Genomic DNA, 17,549 nt, shown 5'->3' with positions numbered 1-17,549 from the left:
TAAAATCGCCGGCTATCCCATCTTGTCCCCACGGCTCCCCGAAGGCGCCGTTCTGCATTTCCCATGAGCGAACCCACCACCCCTTCCGCCCAGCCTGGACTGGAGAGCCTCTCCAAATCGTTCGAACCCGCCGCCATCGAGGCGCACTGGGGCCCCGAATGGGAGCAGCGCGGCTACGCCAAGGCCGGCTTCCGCGGCACCCAGCAGCCCAAGGAAGGCGCCGATTCGTTCGCGATCCAGCTGCCGCCCCCCAATGTGACGGGCACGCTGCACATGGGGCATGCGTTCAACCACACGATCATGGACAGCTTCACGCGCTACCACCGCATGAAGGGCGACAACACGCTGTGGTTGCCGGGCACCGACCATGCGGGCATCGCAACGCAGATCGTGGTGGAGCGGCAGCTGCAGGAACGGAAGATCAGCCGCCACGACATGGGCCCGACGCCCGCCGAGGCGCGCAAGAACTTCGTCGCGAAGGTCTGGGAATGGAAAGAGAAATCAGGCAACACCATCACCGAGCAGATGCGCCGCATGGGCGACACGGTCGACTGGAGCCGCGAATACTTCACGATGGACGACGATCTGTCGAAGGTGGTCACGCAGACCTTCGTCTCGCTCTATGAGGAAGGCCTGATCTACCGCGGCAAGCGCCTGGGCAACTGGGACCCGGTGCTCAAGACCTCGGTGAGCGACCTCGAAGTGGAGAGCGAAGAGGAAGATGGCTCGCTCTGGCACATCGCCTATCCGCTCGAGGACGGCAGCGGCACGCTGACCGTGGCCACCACGCGGCCCGAGACCATGCTCGGCGACACCGCGGTGATGGTCCACCCCGAAGACGAACGCTACAAACACCTGATTGGCCAGCGCGTGAAGCTGCCACTCGTGGATCGGCTGATCCCCATCATTGCCGACGACTACGTCGACAAGGAATTCGGCACCGGCGTGGTCAAGGTCACGCCCGCGCACGACTACAACGACTATGCCGTCGGCCAGCGCCACAAGCTGGATGTGATCGGCATCCTGACGCTCGACGCTACTGTCAACGACAACGCGCCCGAGAAATACCGCGGCATGGACCGCTTCGTGGCACGCAAAGCCATCGTGGCCGACCTCGATGCGCTCGGCCTCCTGGTCGAGGTCAAGAAGCACAAGCTGATGGTGCCGCGCTGCGCGCGCTCGGGCGCCATCGTCGAGCCGATGCTCACCGACCAGTGGTACGTGGCCATGACGCGCCCCGGTGCCGATGGCCAGTCGATCGCGCAGAAGGCCATCGACGTGGTGAAGTCGGGCGAGGTGCGCTTCGTGCCCGAGAGTTGGGTCAACACCTACAACCACTGGATGGAGAACATCCAGGACTGGACCATCTCGCGCCAGCTCTGGTGGGGGCACCAGATTCCGGCCTGGTACGACGACGAAGGCCATGTGTACGTGGCGCACGACGAAGCCGAGGCGCAGGCCAAGGCACCGGGCAAGAAGCTGCGCCGCGACGAAGACGTGCTCGACACCTGGTATTCGTCGGCATTGGTGCCCTTCTCTTCGCTCGGCTGGCCCGAGAAGACGAAGGACCTGGAGCTGTACCTGCCCTCGAGCGTGCTCGTGACGGGCTTCGACATCATCTTCTTCTGGGTCGCCCGGATGATCATGATGACCAAGCACTTCACCGGCAAGGTGCCGTTCAAGGACGTCTACATCCACGGCGTGGTGCGCGACGCCCAGGGCAAGAAGATGAGCAAGTCCGAAGGCAACGTGCTCGACCCGGTCGACCTGATCGACGGCATCGCGCTGCCCGAGCTGCTCGACAAGCGCACGCAGGGCCTGCGCAAGCCCGAGACCGCGCCCGCGGTGCGCAAGAACACGCAGAAGGAATTTCCGGACGGCATTCCGGCCTTCGGCGCCGATGCGCTGCGCTTCACCTTCGCGTCGCTGGCATCGCTCGGCCGCAGCATCAACTTCGACAGCAAGCGCTGCGAGGGCTATCGCAACTTCTGCAACAAGCTCTGGAACGCCACGCGCTTCGTGCTGATGAACTGCGAAGGGCAGGACTGCGGCCTGCGCGAGCACACGAAGGAAGAATGCAAGGTCGGCGGCCCGGCGCACGGCTACCTGAAGTTCAGCCGCGCCGATTTCTGGATCGCGTCCCAGCTGCAGCGCGTCGAGGCCGAGGTGGCCAAGGGCTTCGAGGAATACCGGCTCGACAACGTGGCCAACGCCATCTACCAGTTCGCCTGGGACGAGTTCTGCGACTGGTATCTGGAAATCGCGAAGGTGCAGATCCAGACCGGCGACGATGCGCAGAAGCGCGCCACGCGCCGCACGCTGATCCGCTCGCTCGAGGCGCTGCTGCGTCTTGCGCATCCGGTGATTCCGTTCATCACCGAAGAGCTCTGGCAGAAGGTGGCGCCCGTCGCCGGACGCCAAGGCGAATCGATCATGATCGCGGCCTATCCGAAGAGCCAGCCCGAGAAGATCGACGAAGCGGCCGAAGCGCATGTGGCGCGCCTGAAGGCGCTGGTCGATGCCTGCCGCACGCTGCGCGGCGAAATGAACGTGTCGCCCGCCGTGCGCCTGCCGCTCTATGCAGTGGCCGACGATGCCGACGGCGCGGCGTTCCTGCGTGATGCGGCGCCGGTGCTGCAGGCGCTGGCCAAGCTCAAGGAAGTGAAGGTCTTCGACGACGAGGCTTCGTGGTCGGCGGCGGCCGAAGCGGCGCCCGTGGCCGTGGTCGGCACGGCGCGCCTGTGCCTGCACATGGAAATCGACAAGGCCGCCGAACGCGCGCGCATCGGCAAGGAAATTGCTCGCATCGAGGGCGAGATCCTGAAAGTGAATGGAAAGCTCGGAAATGAAGCCTTTGTGGCTAAGGCGCCGCCGGCCGTGATCGAACAGGAGCGCAAGCGCCTGGCCGATTTCAGCACCACGCTGGAGCGTCTTCGCGACCAGCTTGTGCGTCTCGGCTGACACACTTGGGTCTGGGCAAGGTTTAGCATGGTCGACGGTGGCATTTTTCGTGCCGCCGTTGACCCTCAAACCCTCTTTCTTCAACTGAACGAACAGACGCCCAAATTGTCCATGCCCACTCCCTCGACACGCATCCGCAAGGCCGTATTTCCTGTTGCAGGTTTCGGCACCCGCTTTCTGCCCGCCACCAAGGCGCAGCCCAAGGAAATGCTGCCGGTTGTCGACAAGCCACTCATCCAGTACGCGGTTGAGGAAGCCTACGCGGCGGGCATTCGCGACATGATTTTCGTAACTGGCCGAAACAAACGTGCCATCGAAGACCATTACGACACCGCCTACGAACTCGAGAGCCAGCTCGAGGCCAGCGGCAAGCTCGAACTGCTCAACATCGCGCGCTCGGTCATGCCCGACGACATGACCTGCTCCTACGTGCGCCAGCCGCGCATGCTCGGGCTTGGCCATGCGGTGCTGTGCGCCGAACACCTGGTGGGCAACGAGCCCTTCGCCGTGCTGCTGGCCGACGACCTGATGGTCGGCCCCGTGGGCGGCGCACCTGTGCTCGCGCAGATGACGGCCGCCTTCGGCAAGCTCGGTGCTTCAGTGCTCGCGGTGCAGGAAGTGCCGCTCGAACACGTCAAGCGCTACGGCATCGTGGCGGGCGAATCCATCGGCGACGATCTCGTGAAGGTCGATCGCATGGTCGAAAAGCCCAAGCCCGAAGTCGCGCCCTCGCGCCTGGGCGTGGCGGGCCGCTACATTCTCACGCCCGGTGTGTTCGATGAGATCCGCAACCAGCCCAAGGGCGCGGGCGGCGAGATCCAGCTCACCGACGGCATCGCGGCGTTGATGAAGAAGGAATCGGTCTACGCCTATGCCTACAAGGGCACGCGCTACGACTGCGGCAGCAAGGAAGGCTTCCTGCAAGCGACGGTGGAGCTTGCGCTGGCGCACCCCGAGGTCGGTGCGCAGTTCCGCGAATACCTGAAGAGCCTGGAGCTCTGAAGACACGGGGCCCCGACGGGGCCCTTTTCTTTTTTTGGGTCAGCGCCTCTTCAGCACATGGATGAAGTCGCTGCCGATCGTCTGCTGTTCGACCAGCTCGTTGCCGGTCTGGCGCGCAAAGGCCTGAAAGTCGCGCACCGACCCCGGGTCGGTCGACACGACCTTCAGCAGCTGCCCGCTGGCCATGTCGTTGAGCGATTTCTTTGCCTTGAGAATGGGCAGCGGGCAGTTCAGGCCCCGTGTGTCGAGTTCGCGGTCAATCTGCATTCTTCGGCTCCTCGGGCGGCAGGTTCAAGCCGCGCCGCCGCTCCTCGTTTTCAGCCGCGGTAAAGAACACCGGCTCGTGCCCCCGGGTGCGCAGCCAGTCGGCCAGCGCATAGCCGGTGCCCGCGGGCCAGCACTTGAGGTCGGGCAGGTCGTAGAGGCGGTAGTCCAGCAGTTCGGGCGAAAGCTTCACCTCGCCATCGGCCACCACGTGGTACGCGATGATGATCTGGTTCATGCGCTGGAAGTCGTACGCACCGACGAGCTTGGTCGCGCTCACATCGAGGTTGGTTTCTTCCTTGACCTCGCGCGCAATGCCTTCTTCGGGCGTTTCGCCGGCCTCCATGAAGCCGGTGATCAGCGCGTACATCTTCACCGGCCAGGCGGCGTTTCGCGCCAGCAGCACCTGTCCGCGATACTCGACGATGGCCGCGAGCACCGGCGTCGGATTGTTCCAGTGCGTGTGGCCGCAGGACGGGCAGCGCAGCCGCGCCTTGGGACCGCTGTCCTCGACGAGCTCGATCCATTCGAGCGACGTGGCACAGACCTGGCAGAACTTGGGATCGGGCATGAGTTGCTGAGCTTCCGCGATGGCTGGTTTGTTCAGGCGGGGAAAACGCCGGTAGAAAGGTAGCGGTCGCCGCGGTCGCACACCACGAACACGATGGTGGCGTTCTCGACCGTCTTGGCAACCTCGAGCGCCACCCAGAGCGCACCGGCCGCAGAGATGCCGCCGAAGATGCCCTCTTCGCGCGCAAGGCGCCGGCACATCTCTTCGGCGTTGTCCTGGCTCACGCTGATTTCTTCGTCGACGCGGCTCGGATCGTAGATCTTGGGCAGGTATTCGGCCGGCCACTTGCGAATGCCCGGGATGCGCGAGCCTTCGGCCGGCTGCGCCCCGATGATGCGCACCGCGGGGTTCTTTTCCTTCAGGAAGCGCGAGACGCCGGTGATGGTGCCGGTGGTGCCCATGGCGCTCACGAAGTGCGTGATCTTGCCCTTGGTGTCGGCCCAGATCTCGGGACCGGTGGTCTCGTAGTGGATGCGCGGATTGTCGGGATTGGCGAACTGGTCGAGTACCCGGCCCTTGCCCTGCGCCACCATCTGTTCGGCCAGGTCGCGGGCGTACTCCATGCCGCCGCTCTTGGGCGTGAGCACGAGCTCGGCACCGAAGGCCTTCATGGTCTGGGCGCGTTCGACGGAGAGGTCTTCCGGCATGATCAGCACCATGCGGTAGCCCTTGATGGCCGCGGCCATGGCCAGCGCGATGCCGGTGTTGCCCGAGGTGGCTTCGATCAGCGTGTCGCCGGGCTTGATTTCGCCGCGCTCCTCGGCGCGCTTGATCATCGAGAGGGCGGGACGGTCTTTCACCGAGCCCGCGGGATTGTTGCCTTCCAGCTTGCCGAGGATGACATTGCCGCGCTTGGCATTTTCGGCCGCATCGATGCGTTGCAGTGCCACCAGGGGGGTCTTGCCGATGGCGTCTTCGATCGTCGGATAATTCATGGCAGCCACTGTGCCATAATTTTGGGCTTCCTTCCGGATGTGCCCGGGTGGTGAAATTGGTAGACGCAGGGGACTCAAAATCCCCCACCGAAAGGTGTGCCGGTTCGATTCCGGCCCCGGGCACCATGGCTTTTCAGCTATCAATTCCGTAGCTTGTTCCGCATCCGTTCCGCAACGTGTTCCGCAAACGGATCTAGCCTTGCTGCCCATGCTGTTGGGCCGTCAGCAAGGAAAGGCCCTTCGTGGCGCCTACGTCCAGCATGAAACCTAGCGGTTCGGCCGGTATTCCGATAAAATATGCTCAAGTGGGTTGCGGGTACGCGGCCGGCGCTAGGCTTCTGAGGCATCTCAGGAGCCTTTCTGCTTTCTGGGCTAGGGAAATATCTTTAGGCCATTCCCGTGGATGGTAAAGCCCCCTCGTCCTGTAAATAGTTTCGTCTTCAGTACGTCAAAAGCTTGATTCTGCTGGCCAGGCCGGACCACGGACAGTCCAATTGGTCGAGCCGTTAGATCGGCCAATTGAAGCCCTTCGGAATTGGTCTTCTTGTCTGCAATCACGATATTGAACGGGAAGTTCTTTCCCGCTCGATTGTCGCCGTCGCAGACGCGCCGGAACGCCAACTCTAAGTCGTCATCCTCCTTCTTCCCCCTCGCTTCGCACACAATGTGTGTGACGGCGTCATTTGGGACATTTTTGCTTTTCAAGAAGGAATGCAGGCGCTCCAGACCGAACTGCAAACTCAAATGGTAGGGATGGGTCGGCTGGCTGTACTTCGCTTTGTGCTTCGCTTTGTCAATCACGACCGCTATCAGCGTGAAATCGCACGCTTCTATCAGTGCACCTAGCTTGGTCATAAAAGCGGTACGCTCTGCCGGTCCAAACGGCGCGAAAGCGCCTTTGTTGCGCACTATGTCTGCTTCGTGCAAAACCACCATGTCGTGGCCGAAAGTTTCGAATTTCAGCCGACGCACTGCGGGCGTGAGATTGTCGATATAGCAGCTTCGCTCGAAGATGCAAAACGACAGTACGAACACGGGGTAAGCTGGATCGATGGAAGTAAGACTGTGGTCCCCACTCTCATCGACAAACACTATGTAGTCGCTATGCATTCAGGGATTCTGCCCGGAATCGACAGGAGCGCTGAGCCAATCGATAGCAAAAGGAGACTCAGGCTCTTTCTTCGTCAAGTTGGAGGTCGGGGTCTGATACACCAATAGCCTTGAGGCTCGGAACGCGCCGAAACGGATCTGCCACCATGTATTCAGTGCCTCTGACGCGCACAAAACCTAGGCGTGCATAGTAGTTGCGCAGCTTCCTCAGAGCAGGCTCGAACCTGTCACCGAACTCGGCGAGGCCGAGCTTCACAAAATCCGGTTTGTCTTTGTTTTCGGCAGGCTTGCCGCCCTCGAACTGAAGCGGGAAAGGCTTCATAACGACGATTCCGCACCCCATTGAAAACTGAAGCTGCAACCAACGCAGAACATGGAGGCCATAGGAACGACCTCGGTGCTTGGGCAGGATCTCCAGACGCTCCAGCACGAGCATGTTGGGCGCCCAACGGTCGCCCCCGCCAAGCGCCTTGAGAACTTTCGGCACGAAGTCCAAGTTGTCGTTATAGAACTCGTAGTAGCCAATGGTCCTCGAATCACAATCGAAGAGATCGAAAATCGACTCACGCTCGTTCACCGCCATCTCTAGGAGCCCGTCGGGCTTAGCAGTCTTCCGGCTGAAGGCGCTATCCGAGACAATTGCTGCTGCACAACTGAGAGTCCGCCCTGATGAGCCGCTTCGTACCTGTAGACCGAGACACTGCGTACCTGTTGCCGCCGTCGGTGGACGAATGGTTGCCTGATGATCACTTGGCGCGCTTCGTGGTCGAAGTCATCGAGCAGCTCGATCTGAGTGATCTGACCCGCCAATATGCGGGGCGAGGCTCGGCCGCTCACCATCCGGCGGTGCTGCTGGGCTTGCTGATCTACGGCTACGCCAACGGCATTCACTCCAGCCGCAAGATCGAGCGCGCGACTTACGACTCGGTGGCGTTTCGCTACGTGGCGGCCAATACCCACCCCGATCACGACACGCTGGCGACATTCCGCCGCCGCTTCCTGAAGGAGGTCGAGGCGCTGTTCGTGCAGGTGCTGGTGCTCGCACGCGAGATGAAGCTGCTCAAGCTCGGCCACATCGCGCTGGACGGCACCAAGATCGGCGCCAGCGCCAGCAAGCACAAGGCGCTGTCCTGGGCGCACGCCAACAAGATCGAAGCGCAGTTGCGCCGGGAAGTGCAGGCCCTGCTGGCGCTGGCGGAGACCAGCGACCGTACAGCGCTACCCGATGGCATGGACGTACCAGCGGAGATTGCCAGGCGTGAAGACCGCCTGAGCGCTATCACGCAGGCCAAGGCCAAGATCGAGCAGCGTGCGGGCGAACGCTACCAGGGCGAGCAACAGGAATTCGAGGGCAAGCAGGCCAAGCGCAAGGCTCAACGTGATGCAGGCAAGAAGCCACGCGGCAAGGACCCCGAGCCGCCCCAGGCCGGCCCCAAGGACGGCGACCAGGTCAACCTCACAGATGAGCAGTCGCGCATCATGCCGGTGTCCGGCGGGGGCTTCGAGCAGAGCTACAACGCGCAGGCCGGCGTGGACACCGACACGATGATGGTGATCACCGCGCACGTCACGCAGGCGTGTAACGACAAGCGCGAAGTGGTGCCCACGCTCAAGCAATCGATACGCTGCCCGAGGCGTTAGGCACGGTGCACACGCTCATCGCCGACAAAGGCTTCTTCAGCCAAGCCAACGTGGTCGCGTGCACGCAGGCGGGGATCGAGCCGCTGCTGGCGATCAAGCGACAGTCGCATCACGAACCCCTGATGGAGCGATTTGCACCCGACCCCGATGCGCCGCAGACGACAGATGCGGTCGTGAATATGGTTCACCGGCTGTCCACGCAAGTCGGCAAGGCACTGTACAAACTGCGCAAGCAGACGGTCGAGCCGGTGTTCGGCATCATCAAGCGGGTGATGGGCTGGCGTCAGATGAGCATGCGCGGGCTGGCCAAGGCGCAAGGCGAGTGGAACCTCGTGACCATGGCATGGAACATCAAGCGCATGCACGTGCTGCGAGCCACTTGAAGGAAAAAAAGTGCGCCCCGATCACGCAAAAATCGAGTCGCCGCGCGACCCCATGCGCCCTCACAGTGCCTCGGCAACCATCAGGGGTGCTCATTCAGCCCGACGCCATCCAAAAAACTCCGTCGCTGCCATCATTCAGATTCGTTCGAGCTCAAGTCCGACGGTCTCCTAGCGCTGGACTCTTCAGCAGCCCATCGAAGACCTACCGGAAAAATGAAATTTGAAGGGACTGCCCTATCGCCAATAGGTCACGCCGTCGTCACACCTCCAGCCCACCTTGTCAGGCTCGATGGCGACGCCGAAGGATGGCTGGCCGTTCGACGGATTGACGCCGAAGATCGGCAACACGTCGCCACTCACGTGCTCGACCTTCTGGCAGTTGTGGGCGGTCTTAAACGCTCGCCACTGGGCGCCTTTGTAGATGCCGAAGGTGGCGGCGCCACCCACCAGCAGGAGGATGACGAGGATGGGCCCGAGGGAAGGCCACCCCACTTGCCGGATCCAACTAGTGATCTTGCTCGTCGTCATTGAGTCAATCGTAGCGAACTGTTCCTTCATCACATCGAAAGCCATGCCGAGGTGTCCGGTTCTGACCCGAACGTCGTCGCATAGATGTGCAGCCCTCAGACGCAGCCCCCGGGGCGGTAGCGCGCATCAGGCGGAGGCTAAGTCCCGAACCACTGCTCGATCTGCTTGCGGCGCTTCTCCACTTGATAGTGACTGCTCATCAGCGCATTGTGCTTGTGCCCCCAGCCCACCGGCACTGCACAGACCACACCATGATCGACCTCATCGGAATCCAAGAGATCAGCGAGCAACTCGGCGTGACCCGCTCGTACGCGCGCGACCGCATCGTCAAGCGCCCGGATTTTCCCCGGCCCTCCGTCGACCTGAGCCAGAAGTGCAGGCGCTGGAGCCGCGAATCGTTCGAGGATTGGCTTCGCAAACAGACCAGATTGCAGGCCCGGTAACCCCGAATTTTCCCCAGCTTTTTACCCAGACCAGCCTGCAACCCACATGAAACCACGAGTTTCGATTCCGGCCCCGGGCACCACTCCTCTCTCCTGCCTTGCCTGCCCTCACGCAGCCCCGAGCACTTCGGTTGCCGTGACATGGCGCATCGCGTCCGATACGGCTGCCACGCGCAAGACCAGCTCGGCCGGCCGATGGCTTGCAGCCCGCACCGCCTGCCCCGTCAGCGCCTCCGACGCCCACGCCTTCGCCTGCCATTGCGCAAGGGGCACCAGCGTTCGCAGCCCGCGCGGCGCGGCCTTGCGCACGGCACTTCCGATGTTGAATGGCGTGACGTGCGAAACAGCCTCGTGGGCAGCGGCCAACGCGCGCGCGTCGAAAGTCAGCAGCACCTGGGGCCGGCCGCGCAGGGCGGCACGATGGCGCTGCACCCTCTCGGGGTCCAGCCAGAAAAACACGCAGCCGTTGAGCAGGGCGTACCAGTCGGCCGGCGCCAGGCCGGGATCCAGGCAGCGTGCCAGCGCCCGGGGCGGCATGGGACGCTGGTCGCGGATGTAGCGGCCGTCGGGCAGCGCGATGCCTTCCGGGCGGTGCGCGCGCACCGAGGCTTCCACTTCAGTGTCGAAGGCGCCGCGCCGCAGCAACTCGTCGGTGCTGCACAGCCCCTCCTGCTGCACCGCCGGCCAGTTGGACGCATCGACGAAATGAAAAGCCTTCGCGGGCAGGCTCGGCACGGCTTCAGGCTGCTTCGCGCAAGCCGGTGTGCACTGTCGGATGCGCGAGCCGCACACGCAGTTCGCGCTTGAGCCGCGTGTTGTCGAGCCGGCGCGATTCGCCCATGAAGCTCAGCAGCTGCAACGGCAGCTGGCGCTGGGCTTCCTCGCGCGCCACGCGCGGGGGGCGCGGCATGCCGTACAGATCGGCCGCCAGGTCGATGTAGTCGCCCATGCGCAGCTCGGTGTCGTCCGAGGCATGCACGATGCGCTGCGGCCGGCCCCGGAACAGCGCCGCCACGCAGGCACGCGCCAGATCGTCGGCATGGATGTGGCTGGTGAACACGTCGTCTTCGCGCCGCAGCACCGGCGTGCCGCGCGCGAGCCGCTGGCGCGGCGTGCCGCCCTCCCTGTCGGGCGCATAGATGCCCGGGATGCGCAGGATGCTGGCGCGCACGCCCGCGCTGCGGCCGAGCCAGCGCACGGCGCGCTCGGCGTCCACACGGCGGTGGGCGCGGGGCGTGTCGGGCCGCACGGGGCGCGTTTCGCTCACCCGCGCGCCGCCGCAGTCGCCATAGACGCCGCTGGTGGAGCCATAGACGAATGCAAGCGGCACGGAGCGCAGCCGCAGCGCACGCGCCAGCGCGGTGGTGCGCTGGTCGCGCCACCACGACGCGCCGCCGTCACGGGCCGGAGGCGCCAGGTGCAGCACGCGGGTGGCCACGCCAGCCAGGCGGCGCAGCGTGGCCGGATCGTCCAGATTGCCCACGAGCGGACGGATGCCGGCCACTCGCAGGGCCGGCACTCGTGCGCTCGACGAAGTGAGCGCCACCAGCTGCACGCGGCCAAGCAGGCTGCGCGCCACGCGCTGGCCGACGTCCCCGCAACCCACGATCAGCAGGCGTTCGCGGCGAAAGCGCGCCGGCAGCGCGCCGGAAGGGCTATTGATTGAAGGCAAAATCCGAGTTCCTTTCCCTTTTCAGACCCAGGCTGAAACAAGCCGAAGAATACCGATGACTGTTGCAGCGCCGCATGAAGCGGGCTTTTCCATCACCGTCGAGCCCAGCGGGCGTCATTTCGTGGTGCATGGCGACGAAACCATTCTCGCGGCCGGCATCCGGCAGGGCATTGGCCTTCCCTATGGCTGCAAGGACGGCGCCTGCGGCTCGTGCAAATGCAGGAAGCTCTCGGGCGAGGTCGAGCTCGGTCCGCACCAGAGCAAGGCCCTGAGCGCCGAAGAACAGCTGGCGGGCTTCGTCTTGACCTGCTGCGCCCATGCAAAGAGCGACGTGGTGCTCGAGTCTCGCCAGGTCACCGAGGCCGGGGCCCTGCCGATCCGCAAGATGCCGGTGCGGGTGCTGGCGCTCACGCGGCTGTCACACGACGTGATGAAGCTGCGCCTGCAGCTGCCGGCCGGCGAGCCGCTGCAGTTCCATGCGGGCCAGTATGTGGAATTCATCCTGCGCGACGGCGCGCGCCGCAGCTATTCGATGGCCAATGCACCGCACACGCTGAGCGAGCCGGGCACGGGCATCGAACTGCACCTGCGCCACCTGCCGGGCGGCAAGTTCACCGACCACGTGTTCGGCGTCATGAAGGAAAAGGAAATTCTTCGCATCGAGGGCCCCTACGGCAGCTTCTTCCTGCGCGAGGATTCCGCCAAGCCGATGATCCTGCTGGCTTCGGGCACCGGCTTCGCGCCCATCAAGGCGCTGCTCGAGCACATGAAGTTCAAGGGCATCGAGCGGGCCGCCACGCTCTACTGGGGCGGCCGCCGGCCGGAAGATCTCTACATGGATGCCTGGGTACGCGAACAGCTGGCGGAGATGCCGAACCTGCGCTATGTGCCAGTCATCTCCAACGCCACGCCGGAAGACAACTGGACCGGCCGCACGGGCTTCGTCCACCGCGCGGTGCTGGAAGACTTTGCCGATCTTTCGGGCCACCAGGTGTACGCCTGCGGCGCGCCGATCGTGGTCGACTCGGCCCGGCACGACTACGTGGCACTGGCCGGCCTGCCCGACGAAGAGTTCTTTGCCGACGCGTTCACCACCGAGGCCGACAAGGCGCTTCCCTGATCCGATTCCCCTCCCGAGACGCAGGAAAATGAAAACGAGACACTTCCTCCTTGCGCTGCTCGCCAGTGCCACGCTGCTTGCCACCGGCCAGGCCGCAGCCCAGCAGCAGCGCCCCATCCGCCTCGTGGTGCCCTACGCCGCCGGCGGCCCCATCGACGTGACCGCCCGCATGCTGGCCGAACGCGTGAAGGACACCCTGGGCCCGGTCATCGTCGACAACAAGCCCGGGGCGGGCGGGAACATCGGCGCCGACATCGTGGCCAAGGCTGCACCCGACGGCCTCACCATCGGCATTGCGGCCACCGCCACCCATGCGGTGAACCCGTGGCTCTACAGCAGGATTCCGTTCAACGCGGCAACCGACTTCGCGCCCATCACGCAGATGGTGCGCGTACCGAACGTGCTGGTGATGAACGCGGAGACGGCGCAGCGCCTGAAGATCAACACCGTGGCCGACCTGATCCGCTACGCCAAGGCCAACCCCGCCAAGCTCAACTACGGCAGCGGCGGCAACGGCAGCGCCGGCCATCTGGCGGGCGAGCTGTTCAAGAAGCAGGCCGGCATCTTCGCGCTGCACATTCCGTACAACGGCGGCAATCCGGCGCAACTGGCGCTGCTCTCGGGCCAGGTCGACTTCAACTTCGACAACCTGGCAACGGCGGCGCCGAACATCCGCTCGGGCAAGCTCAAGGCCATTGCGGTGACGACCTTGCAGCGCAGCAGCGCCATGCCCGACGTGCCGCCGGTGGCCGACACCCTCAAGGGCTTCTCGATCGACACCTGGTGGGGCCTGGTGGCACCTGCCGGCACACCGCACGACGTGGTCATGAAGCTCAACCAGGCTTTCGTGGCGGCGCTGAATGCACCGGAAACGAAGACCCGCTTCGCCACGCTGCTGGCCGAGCCGGTGGCCAGTTCGCCGGAGCAGTTCGGCGCGTTCATGAAGAGCGAACTCTCCAAGTACGAAGCCGTCGTGAAGGCGACCGGCGCCAGGGTCGACTGATCCTCGAGGGCTATTCGCCCAGGTAAGCGGCCCGCACGCGCGGGTCGCTCAGCAGTTCCTTGGCATCGCCCGTCATCGTGATGAGCCCCGACTCCATCACGTAGCCGCGGTCGGCCAGCTGCAGCGCGCGATTGGCGTTCTGTTCCACCAGCAGGATGGTCACGCCCTGTGCGGCCACGGTCTGCACCACCTCGAAGATCTTGTCGCACATGATGGGCGACAGGCCCATGGTGGGCTCGTCGAGCAACAGCACCTTGGGGCGCGCCATGAGTGCACGGCCCATGGCCAGCATCTGCTGTTCTCCGCCCGACATGGTGCCCGCGAGCTGGTCCTTGCGCTCGCGCAGGCGCGGGAAGGTCACGAACACGCGCTCCATGTCGCTGGCGATCTCGGCCTTGTCCTTGCGGATGTAGGCGCCGATCTGCAGGTTCTCGGTGATGGTCATGCGCGTGAAGACGCCGCGGCCTTCGGGCACCATCACGAGGCCCTCGCCCACCAGGTCCCACGCACCGCGGCCCTTGATGTTGCGGCCCAGGAATTCGATGGTGCCGGCGCCCGCCGGCAGCGTGCCGGTGATCGCCTTCATCGTGGTGGTCTTGCCGGCGCCGTTGGAGCCGATGAGCGACACCAGTTCGCCTTCGTGAACCTCGAAGTCCACGCCTTTCACCGCCTGGATGCCGCCGTAGCCGACCTTCAGTCCGCTGACCTTGAGCAGCGTCTTGCCAGTGGCATTGGCCGCGGTCTTCGGCGGGGTTGCAGTTGCCGTTGCTGTTGTTTCTTCTGCGCTCGTCATTGTCGTCGTCGCCATTTCAGTGTCCTCCGGTGCCGAGGTAGGCCTCAATCACCTTCTCGTTCTTCTGCACGTCATACGGCGTGCCTTCGGCGATCTGCTTGCCGTAGTCGAGCACGGTGACGCGGTCGCACAGGCCCATGATGAGCTTGACGTCGTGTTCGATGATGAGGATGGTGCGGTCGTCCTTGCGGATGCGGTCGATCAGTTCGCGCAGCAGCACCTTCTCGGTCGTATTCATGCCGGCAGCGGGCTCGTCGAGGGCAATGAGCTGCGGGTCGGTGGCCAGCGCGCGTGCAATTTCGAGCCGGCGCTGGTCGCCGTACGACAGCGTGCGCGCCTTGTAGTCGGCGAACTTGCCGATGCCCACGTAGTCGAGCAGCTCCTGCGCGCGATCGGCAATGGCCCTTTCCTCGGCCTTGAATGAAGGGGTGCGCAGGATGGCCCCGAACACGCCCGAATGGGTGCGGATGTGGCGCCCCACCATGACGTTCTCGAGCGCCGTCATTTCGGAGAACAGGCGGATGTTCTGGAAGGTGCGCGCAATGCCGGCCTTGGCCACTTCGTGCACGGCCGTCGGCTGGTAGGGCTTGCCGGCGAGCTCGAAGCTGCCGCTGTCGGGCGTGTAGAGCCCGGTGATCACGTTGAAGAACGTGGTCTTGCCGGCGCCGTTGGGGCCGATCAGGCCATAGACCTGGCCGCGCTTGATGGTGATGCCGACGTCGGAAAGCGCTTGCAGGCCGCCGAAGCGCTTGGAGATTCCGCGAACGTCGAGGATGGTGTCTGTCGTCATGTGGATGGCTTCCTTCGGCTCACGGATTGATCGACATGGGGCGCGAAGCCGCACCCGGCAGTTCGTCGGCGGGCGTCTCGATGCCCGGCGCATGGGTCTGGAGCGACCCGGGTGCCACCGGTGCGCCGGGGGCGGCGGCCCCCTTGCGCTGCAATGTCTTGCCATGCTCGGGCGAAGGCCAGAGGCCGCGCGGACGCACCAGCATGATGACGATCATGGCCAGCGCGATGAAGAGCTGGCGCAGGATGGACGCGTCGAGGCGCCCGTCGGTCATGGCCTGCAGCGGCCCGGCCACGTAGCGCAGCACCTCGGGCAAGGCGGCCAGCAGCACGGCGCCGAGAATCACGCCCGGCAGGTGGCCGATGCCGCCCAGCACGACCATGGCGACGATCATCACCGACTCCATGAGGCTGAACGACTCGGGCGAGACGAAGCCCTGGAAGGCCGCGAACATGGCGCCCGACACGCCGCCGAAACTGGCACCCATGCCGAAGGCCAAGAGCTTCATGTTGCGGGTGTTGATGCCCATGGCCTTGGCGGCGATCTCATCCTCGCGGATGGCCATCCAGGCGCGCCCGATGCGCGAAATCTGCAGGCGGTGCGAGATGATGATCGTGGCGACCACCAGCGCAAGGAACAGGTAGTAGTAGAGCGTGACCGACGAGATCGTGAAGCTGTCGAACTTCCATGCCTTGCCGAGGTCGAGCCCCCAGAACTTGATGGAGTCGATGGCGGTGATGCCCTTGGGCCCGTTGGTGATGTTGATCGGCTGGTCGAGGTTGTTCAGGAACACCCGGATGATCTCGCCGAAGCCGAGCGTCACGATGGCCAGGTAGTCGCCGCGCAGCTTGAGCGTGGGCGCCCCGAGCATCACGCCCAGCACCCCGGCCACCACCAGCGCCAGCGGTATCACGATGAGCAGCGAGGTGTGCAGCCCGTTCGGGAACATGGCCTTGAACCACGGGAAGGTGTCTGACAAGTGCGAGGAGCCCATCAGCGCGAAGAGGTAGGCCCCCACGGCAAAGAAGGCGACGTAGCCCAGGTCGAGCAGGCCGGCGTAGCCGACGACGATGTTCAGGCCGAGCGAGAGCATCACGTAGAGCAGTGCGATGTCGGCGATGCGCACCCAGGCGTTGCCCTGGCTCTGCAGGAAGATCGGCAGCGCGAGCACGGCGACGACGCCGAGAACGTAGAGAGCGAGGTTCTTGCTGTTTTTCATGGTGTGCTGCTCCTCAGGCCCGATCCGCCACGCGCTCACCGAGCAGGCCCGAGGGCCGCAGCGTGAGCATGACGATCAACACGATGAAAGCGAAGATGTCGCTGTAGTTGCTGCCGAGCACGCCGCCCGTGATCGAACCGATGTAGCCGGAGCCGATGGCCTCGATCAGCCCGAGCAGGATGCCGCCGACCACCGCGCCGGCCAGGTTGCCGATGCCGCCGAACACTGCGGCGGTGAAGGCCTTGAGGCCGGGCAGGAAGCCCATCGCGTGCTGCGCGATGCCGTAGTTGGAGGCGTACATGACGCCCGCGATGGCCGCGAGCACGGCACCGATGATGAAGGTGGCCGAGATGACCATGTCGGGCCGGATGCCCATGAGCGCCGCGACGCGCGGATTCTCGGCGGTGGCGCGCATCGCGCGGCCGAGCTTGGTGTAGTTGACCAGCCACATCAGCACCACGAGCGAAAAGGCCGTGACGCTCAGGATCATGACCTGCGTGGGCGAGATCACCGCGCCGGCCACTTCGATGGGCGTGGTCGACAGCAGGTTGGGATAGGCCTTGTTGGTGGGCTTCCAGATGATCATGGCCAGCGTCTGCAGCAGGATCGACATGCCGATGGCCGTGATGAGCGGCGCGAGCTTGGGGCTGTTGCGAAGCGGCCGGTAGGCGACCTTCTCGATCACGAAGTTGAGCGTGGCTGCAACGATGCAGGCGATGATCAGCGCGATGATGAGGACCAGCCAGCCGGGTGTGCCGGGCATGGATTCCTTCATGAGGCCGATGATGGTCCAGCTCGTGAGCGCCCCCACCATCAGCACTTCGCCGTGCGCAAAATTGATCAGATTGATGATGCCGTACACCATGGTGTAGCCCAAGGCTATCAAGGCATACATGCTGCCCAGGACCAGACCGTTGATGATCTGCTGCAGCAATATTTCCATAACGCGTTCCCTATTTGTTGCACCGTTGGGGGGTGCTGTTCACCCACCTTGGCACCGGTTTGGCGCCTTGGCTTGATAAGCAAAAAAACCAGCCAACATGTGCCGCTGGCTGATTTGTGGGCGGGATTGTAAGCACCCACCAGCGCCGATTTGGTGCGCCTTGCCCGGGGT

General features: G+C 64.2%; 17 protein-coding genes, 1 tRNA gene and 1 pseudogene. 7 read left to right on the top strand and 12 right to left on the bottom strand.

What is annotated here, in order from left to right:
* The first annotated feature begins 63 nt into the window (after nt 1–63).
* Nucleotides 64–2,961, top strand: coding sequence for a valine--tRNA ligase (locus VAPA_RS06780; RefSeq protein WP_021006024.1), 2,898 nt, complete (start codon nt 64–66; stop codon nt 2,959–2,961).
* 111 nt (nt 2,962–3,072) lie between these two features.
* Complete coding sequence (gene galU / locus VAPA_RS06775; RefSeq protein ID WP_021006023.1) at nt 3,073–3,963, top strand: UTP--glucose-1-phosphate uridylyltransferase GalU; 891 nt, start codon at nt 3,073–3,075, stop codon at nt 3,961–3,963.
* A gap of 39 nt (nt 3,964–4,002) precedes the next feature.
* Here the strand turns inward: galU and VAPA_RS06770 are convergent, their stop codons facing one another.
* From VAPA_RS06770 to cysM, 3 genes are read right to left on the bottom strand one after another with little or no spacing between them, the layout of a single operon-like run.
* A complete protein-coding gene (locus tag VAPA_RS06770; protein ID WP_021006022.1) occupies nt 4,003–4,230 on the bottom strand; it encodes a sulfurtransferase TusA family protein in 228 nt (75 codons plus the stop codon).
* On the bottom strand, nt 4,220–4,798 hold the full coding sequence (locus VAPA_RS06765) for an NUDIX hydrolase (RefSeq protein ID WP_021006021.1): 579 nt from the start codon (nt 4,796–4,798) through the stop codon (nt 4,220–4,222). The genes VAPA_RS06770 and VAPA_RS06765 overlap by 11 nt, the downstream gene beginning before the upstream one ends.
* A gap of 32 nt (nt 4,799–4,830) precedes the next feature.
* The gene (gene cysM, locus VAPA_RS06760; RefSeq protein WP_021006020.1) at nt 4,831–5,733 is read right to left on the bottom strand and encodes a cysteine synthase CysM; all 903 of its coding nucleotides are present in this window, start codon (nt 5,731–5,733) and stop codon (nt 4,831–4,833) included.
* Nucleotides 5,734–5,774: 41 nt separating this feature from the next.
* Between cysM and VAPA_RS06755 the strand changes: the two genes are divergently transcribed.
* A tRNA-Leu gene (locus VAPA_RS06755) sits at nt 5,775–5,859 on the top strand.
* A 246-nt stretch (nt 5,860–6,105) separates the two neighbouring features.
* Here VAPA_RS06755 and VAPA_RS06750 read toward each other — a convergent pair.
* Together VAPA_RS06750 and VAPA_RS06745 are read right to left on the bottom strand one after the other, a co-directional pair.
* Entirely contained in the window at nt 6,106–6,843 is a 738-nt protein-coding gene (locus VAPA_RS06750; protein WP_021006019.1) for a DUF3800 domain-containing protein, read from the bottom strand.
* Nucleotides 6,844–6,901: 58 nt separating this feature from the next.
* Entirely contained in the window at nt 6,902–7,426 is a 525-nt protein-coding gene (locus VAPA_RS06745) for a hypothetical protein (RefSeq protein WP_021006018.1), read from the bottom strand.
* Between the two features lie 86 nt (nt 7,427–7,512).
* On the opposite strand from VAPA_RS06745, the pseudogene VAPA_RS06740 reads away from it, so the two are divergent.
* A pseudogene (locus tag VAPA_RS06740) lies at nt 7,513–8,867 on the top strand (IS1182 family transposase).
* A 234-nt stretch (nt 8,868–9,101) separates the two neighbouring features.
* Here the strand turns inward: VAPA_RS06740 and VAPA_RS06735 are convergent.
* On the bottom strand, nt 9,102–9,440 hold the full coding sequence (locus VAPA_RS06735; RefSeq protein WP_021006017.1) for a hypothetical protein: 339 nt from the start codon (nt 9,438–9,440) through the stop codon (nt 9,102–9,104).
* Nucleotides 9,441–9,646: 206 nt separating this feature from the next.
* On the opposite strand from VAPA_RS06735, the gene VAPA_RS06730 reads away from it, so the two are divergent.
* Nucleotides 9,647–9,838, top strand: coding sequence for a helix-turn-helix transcriptional regulator (locus VAPA_RS06730; RefSeq protein ID WP_041946031.1), 192 nt, complete (start codon nt 9,647–9,649; stop codon nt 9,836–9,838).
* A gap of 108 nt (nt 9,839–9,946) precedes the next feature.
* Here the strand turns inward: VAPA_RS06730 and VAPA_RS06725 are convergent, their stop codons facing one another.
* Together VAPA_RS06725 and VAPA_RS06720 are read right to left on the bottom strand one after the other, a co-directional pair.
* On the bottom strand, nt 9,947–10,573 hold the full coding sequence (locus VAPA_RS06725; RefSeq protein ID WP_021006015.1) for a DUF7002 family protein: 627 nt from the start codon (nt 10,571–10,573) through the stop codon (nt 9,947–9,949).
* A gap of 4 nt (nt 10,574–10,577) precedes the next feature.
* Complete coding sequence (locus VAPA_RS06720) at nt 10,578–11,510, bottom strand: SDR family oxidoreductase (RefSeq protein WP_021006014.1); 933 nt, start codon at nt 11,508–11,510, stop codon at nt 10,578–10,580.
* Nucleotides 11,511–11,565: 55 nt separating this feature from the next.
* On the opposite strand from VAPA_RS06720, the gene VAPA_RS06715 reads away from it, so the two are divergent.
* Nucleotides 11,566–12,630, top strand: coding sequence for a CDP-6-deoxy-delta-3,4-glucoseen reductase (locus VAPA_RS06715; RefSeq protein ID WP_021006013.1), 1,065 nt, complete (start codon nt 11,566–11,568; stop codon nt 12,628–12,630).
* Between the two features lie 28 nt (nt 12,631–12,658).
* On the top strand, nt 12,659–13,633 hold the full coding sequence (locus tag VAPA_RS06710) for a Bug family tripartite tricarboxylate transporter substrate binding protein (RefSeq protein WP_021006012.1): 975 nt from the start codon (nt 12,659–12,661) through the stop codon (nt 13,631–13,633).
* A gap of 10 nt (nt 13,634–13,643) precedes the next feature.
* Here VAPA_RS06710 and VAPA_RS06705 read toward each other — a convergent pair whose 3' ends face one another.
* From VAPA_RS06705 to VAPA_RS06690, 4 genes are read right to left on the bottom strand one after another with little or no spacing between them, the layout of a single operon-like run.
* The gene (locus VAPA_RS06705) at nt 13,644–14,426 is read right to left on the bottom strand and encodes an ABC transporter ATP-binding protein (protein ID WP_041946030.1); all 783 of its coding nucleotides are present in this window, start codon (nt 14,424–14,426) and stop codon (nt 13,644–13,646) included.
* Between the two features lie 16 nt (nt 14,427–14,442).
* Nucleotides 14,443–15,216, bottom strand: a complete 774-nt coding sequence (locus VAPA_RS06700) for an ABC transporter ATP-binding protein (RefSeq protein ID WP_021006010.1) — start codon at nt 15,214–15,216, stop codon at nt 14,443–14,445.
* 19 nt (nt 15,217–15,235) lie between these two features.
* Complete coding sequence (locus VAPA_RS06695) at nt 15,236–16,435, bottom strand: ABC transporter permease subunit (RefSeq protein WP_021006009.1); 1,200 nt, start codon at nt 16,433–16,435, stop codon at nt 15,236–15,238.
* Between the two features lie 13 nt (nt 16,436–16,448).
* Nucleotides 16,449–17,378 carry a branched-chain amino acid ABC transporter permease gene (locus tag VAPA_RS06690; RefSeq protein WP_021006008.1) on the bottom strand — a complete coding sequence of 310 codons (930 nt, stop codon included), beginning with the start codon at nt 17,376–17,378 and terminating at the stop codon, nt 16,449–16,451.
* Between the last annotated feature and the right edge of the window lie 171 nt (nt 17,379–17,549).

This window comes from Variovorax paradoxus B4 (assembly GCF_000463015.1).
GTDB classification, from domain to species: Bacteria; Pseudomonadota; Gammaproteobacteria; order Burkholderiales; family Burkholderiaceae_C; genus Variovorax; species Variovorax paradoxus_E.
This window is presented reverse-complemented; position numbering and strand designations above follow the sequence as displayed.

What these genes read in the sequence shown, in the direction of transcription:
- VAPA_RS06710 (WP_021006012.1), top strand. Translation starts at nt 12,659, where the DNA reads ATGAAAACGAGACACTTCCTCCTTGCGCTGCTCGCCAGTGCCACGCTG.
- VAPA_RS06695 (WP_021006009.1), bottom strand. Translation starts at nt 16,435, where the DNA reads ATGAAAAACAGCAAGAACCTCGCTCTCTACGTTCTCGGCGTCGTCGCC.
- VAPA_RS06735 (WP_021006017.1), bottom strand. Translation starts at nt 9,440, where the DNA reads ATGGCTTTCGATGTGATGAAGGAACAGTTCGCTACGATTGACTCAATG.
- cysM (WP_021006020.1), bottom strand. Translation starts at nt 5,733, where the DNA reads ATGAATTATCCGACGATCGAAGACGCCATCGGCAAGACCCCCCTGGTG.
- VAPA_RS06730 (WP_041946031.1), top strand. Translation starts at nt 9,647, where the DNA reads ATGATCGACCTCATCGGAATCCAAGAGATCAGCGAGCAACTCGGCGTG.
- VAPA_RS06700 (WP_021006010.1), bottom strand. Translation starts at nt 15,216, where the DNA reads ATGACGACAGACACCATCCTCGACGTTCGCGGAATCTCCAAGCGCTTC.
- VAPA_RS06745 (WP_021006018.1), bottom strand. Translation starts at nt 7,426, where the DNA reads ATGGCGGTGAACGAGCGTGAGTCGATTTTCGATCTCTTCGATTGTGAT.
- VAPA_RS06715 (WP_021006013.1), top strand. Translation starts at nt 11,566, where the DNA reads ATGACTGTTGCAGCGCCGCATGAAGCGGGCTTTTCCATCACCGTCGAG.
- VAPA_RS06765 (WP_021006021.1), bottom strand. Translation starts at nt 4,798, where the DNA reads ATGCCCGATCCCAAGTTCTGCCAGGTCTGTGCCACGTCGCTCGAATGG.
- galU (WP_021006023.1), top strand. Translation starts at nt 3,073, where the DNA reads ATGCCCACTCCCTCGACACGCATCCGCAAGGCCGTATTTCCTGTTGCA.
- VAPA_RS06750 (WP_021006019.1), bottom strand. Translation starts at nt 6,843, where the DNA reads ATGCATAGCGACTACATAGTGTTTGTCGATGAGAGTGGGGACCACAGT.
- VAPA_RS06705 (WP_041946030.1), bottom strand. Translation starts at nt 14,426, where the DNA reads ATGACGAGCGCAGAAGAAACAACAGCAACGGCAACTGCAACCCCGCCG.
- VAPA_RS06770 (WP_021006022.1), bottom strand. Translation starts at nt 4,230, where the DNA reads ATGCAGATTGACCGCGAACTCGACACACGGGGCCTGAACTGCCCGCTG.
- VAPA_RS06690 (WP_021006008.1), bottom strand. Translation starts at nt 17,378, where the DNA reads ATGGAAATATTGCTGCAGCAGATCATCAACGGTCTGGTCCTGGGCAGC.
- VAPA_RS06780 (WP_021006024.1), top strand. Translation starts at nt 64, where the DNA reads ATGAGCGAACCCACCACCCCTTCCGCCCAGCCTGGACTGGAGAGCCTC.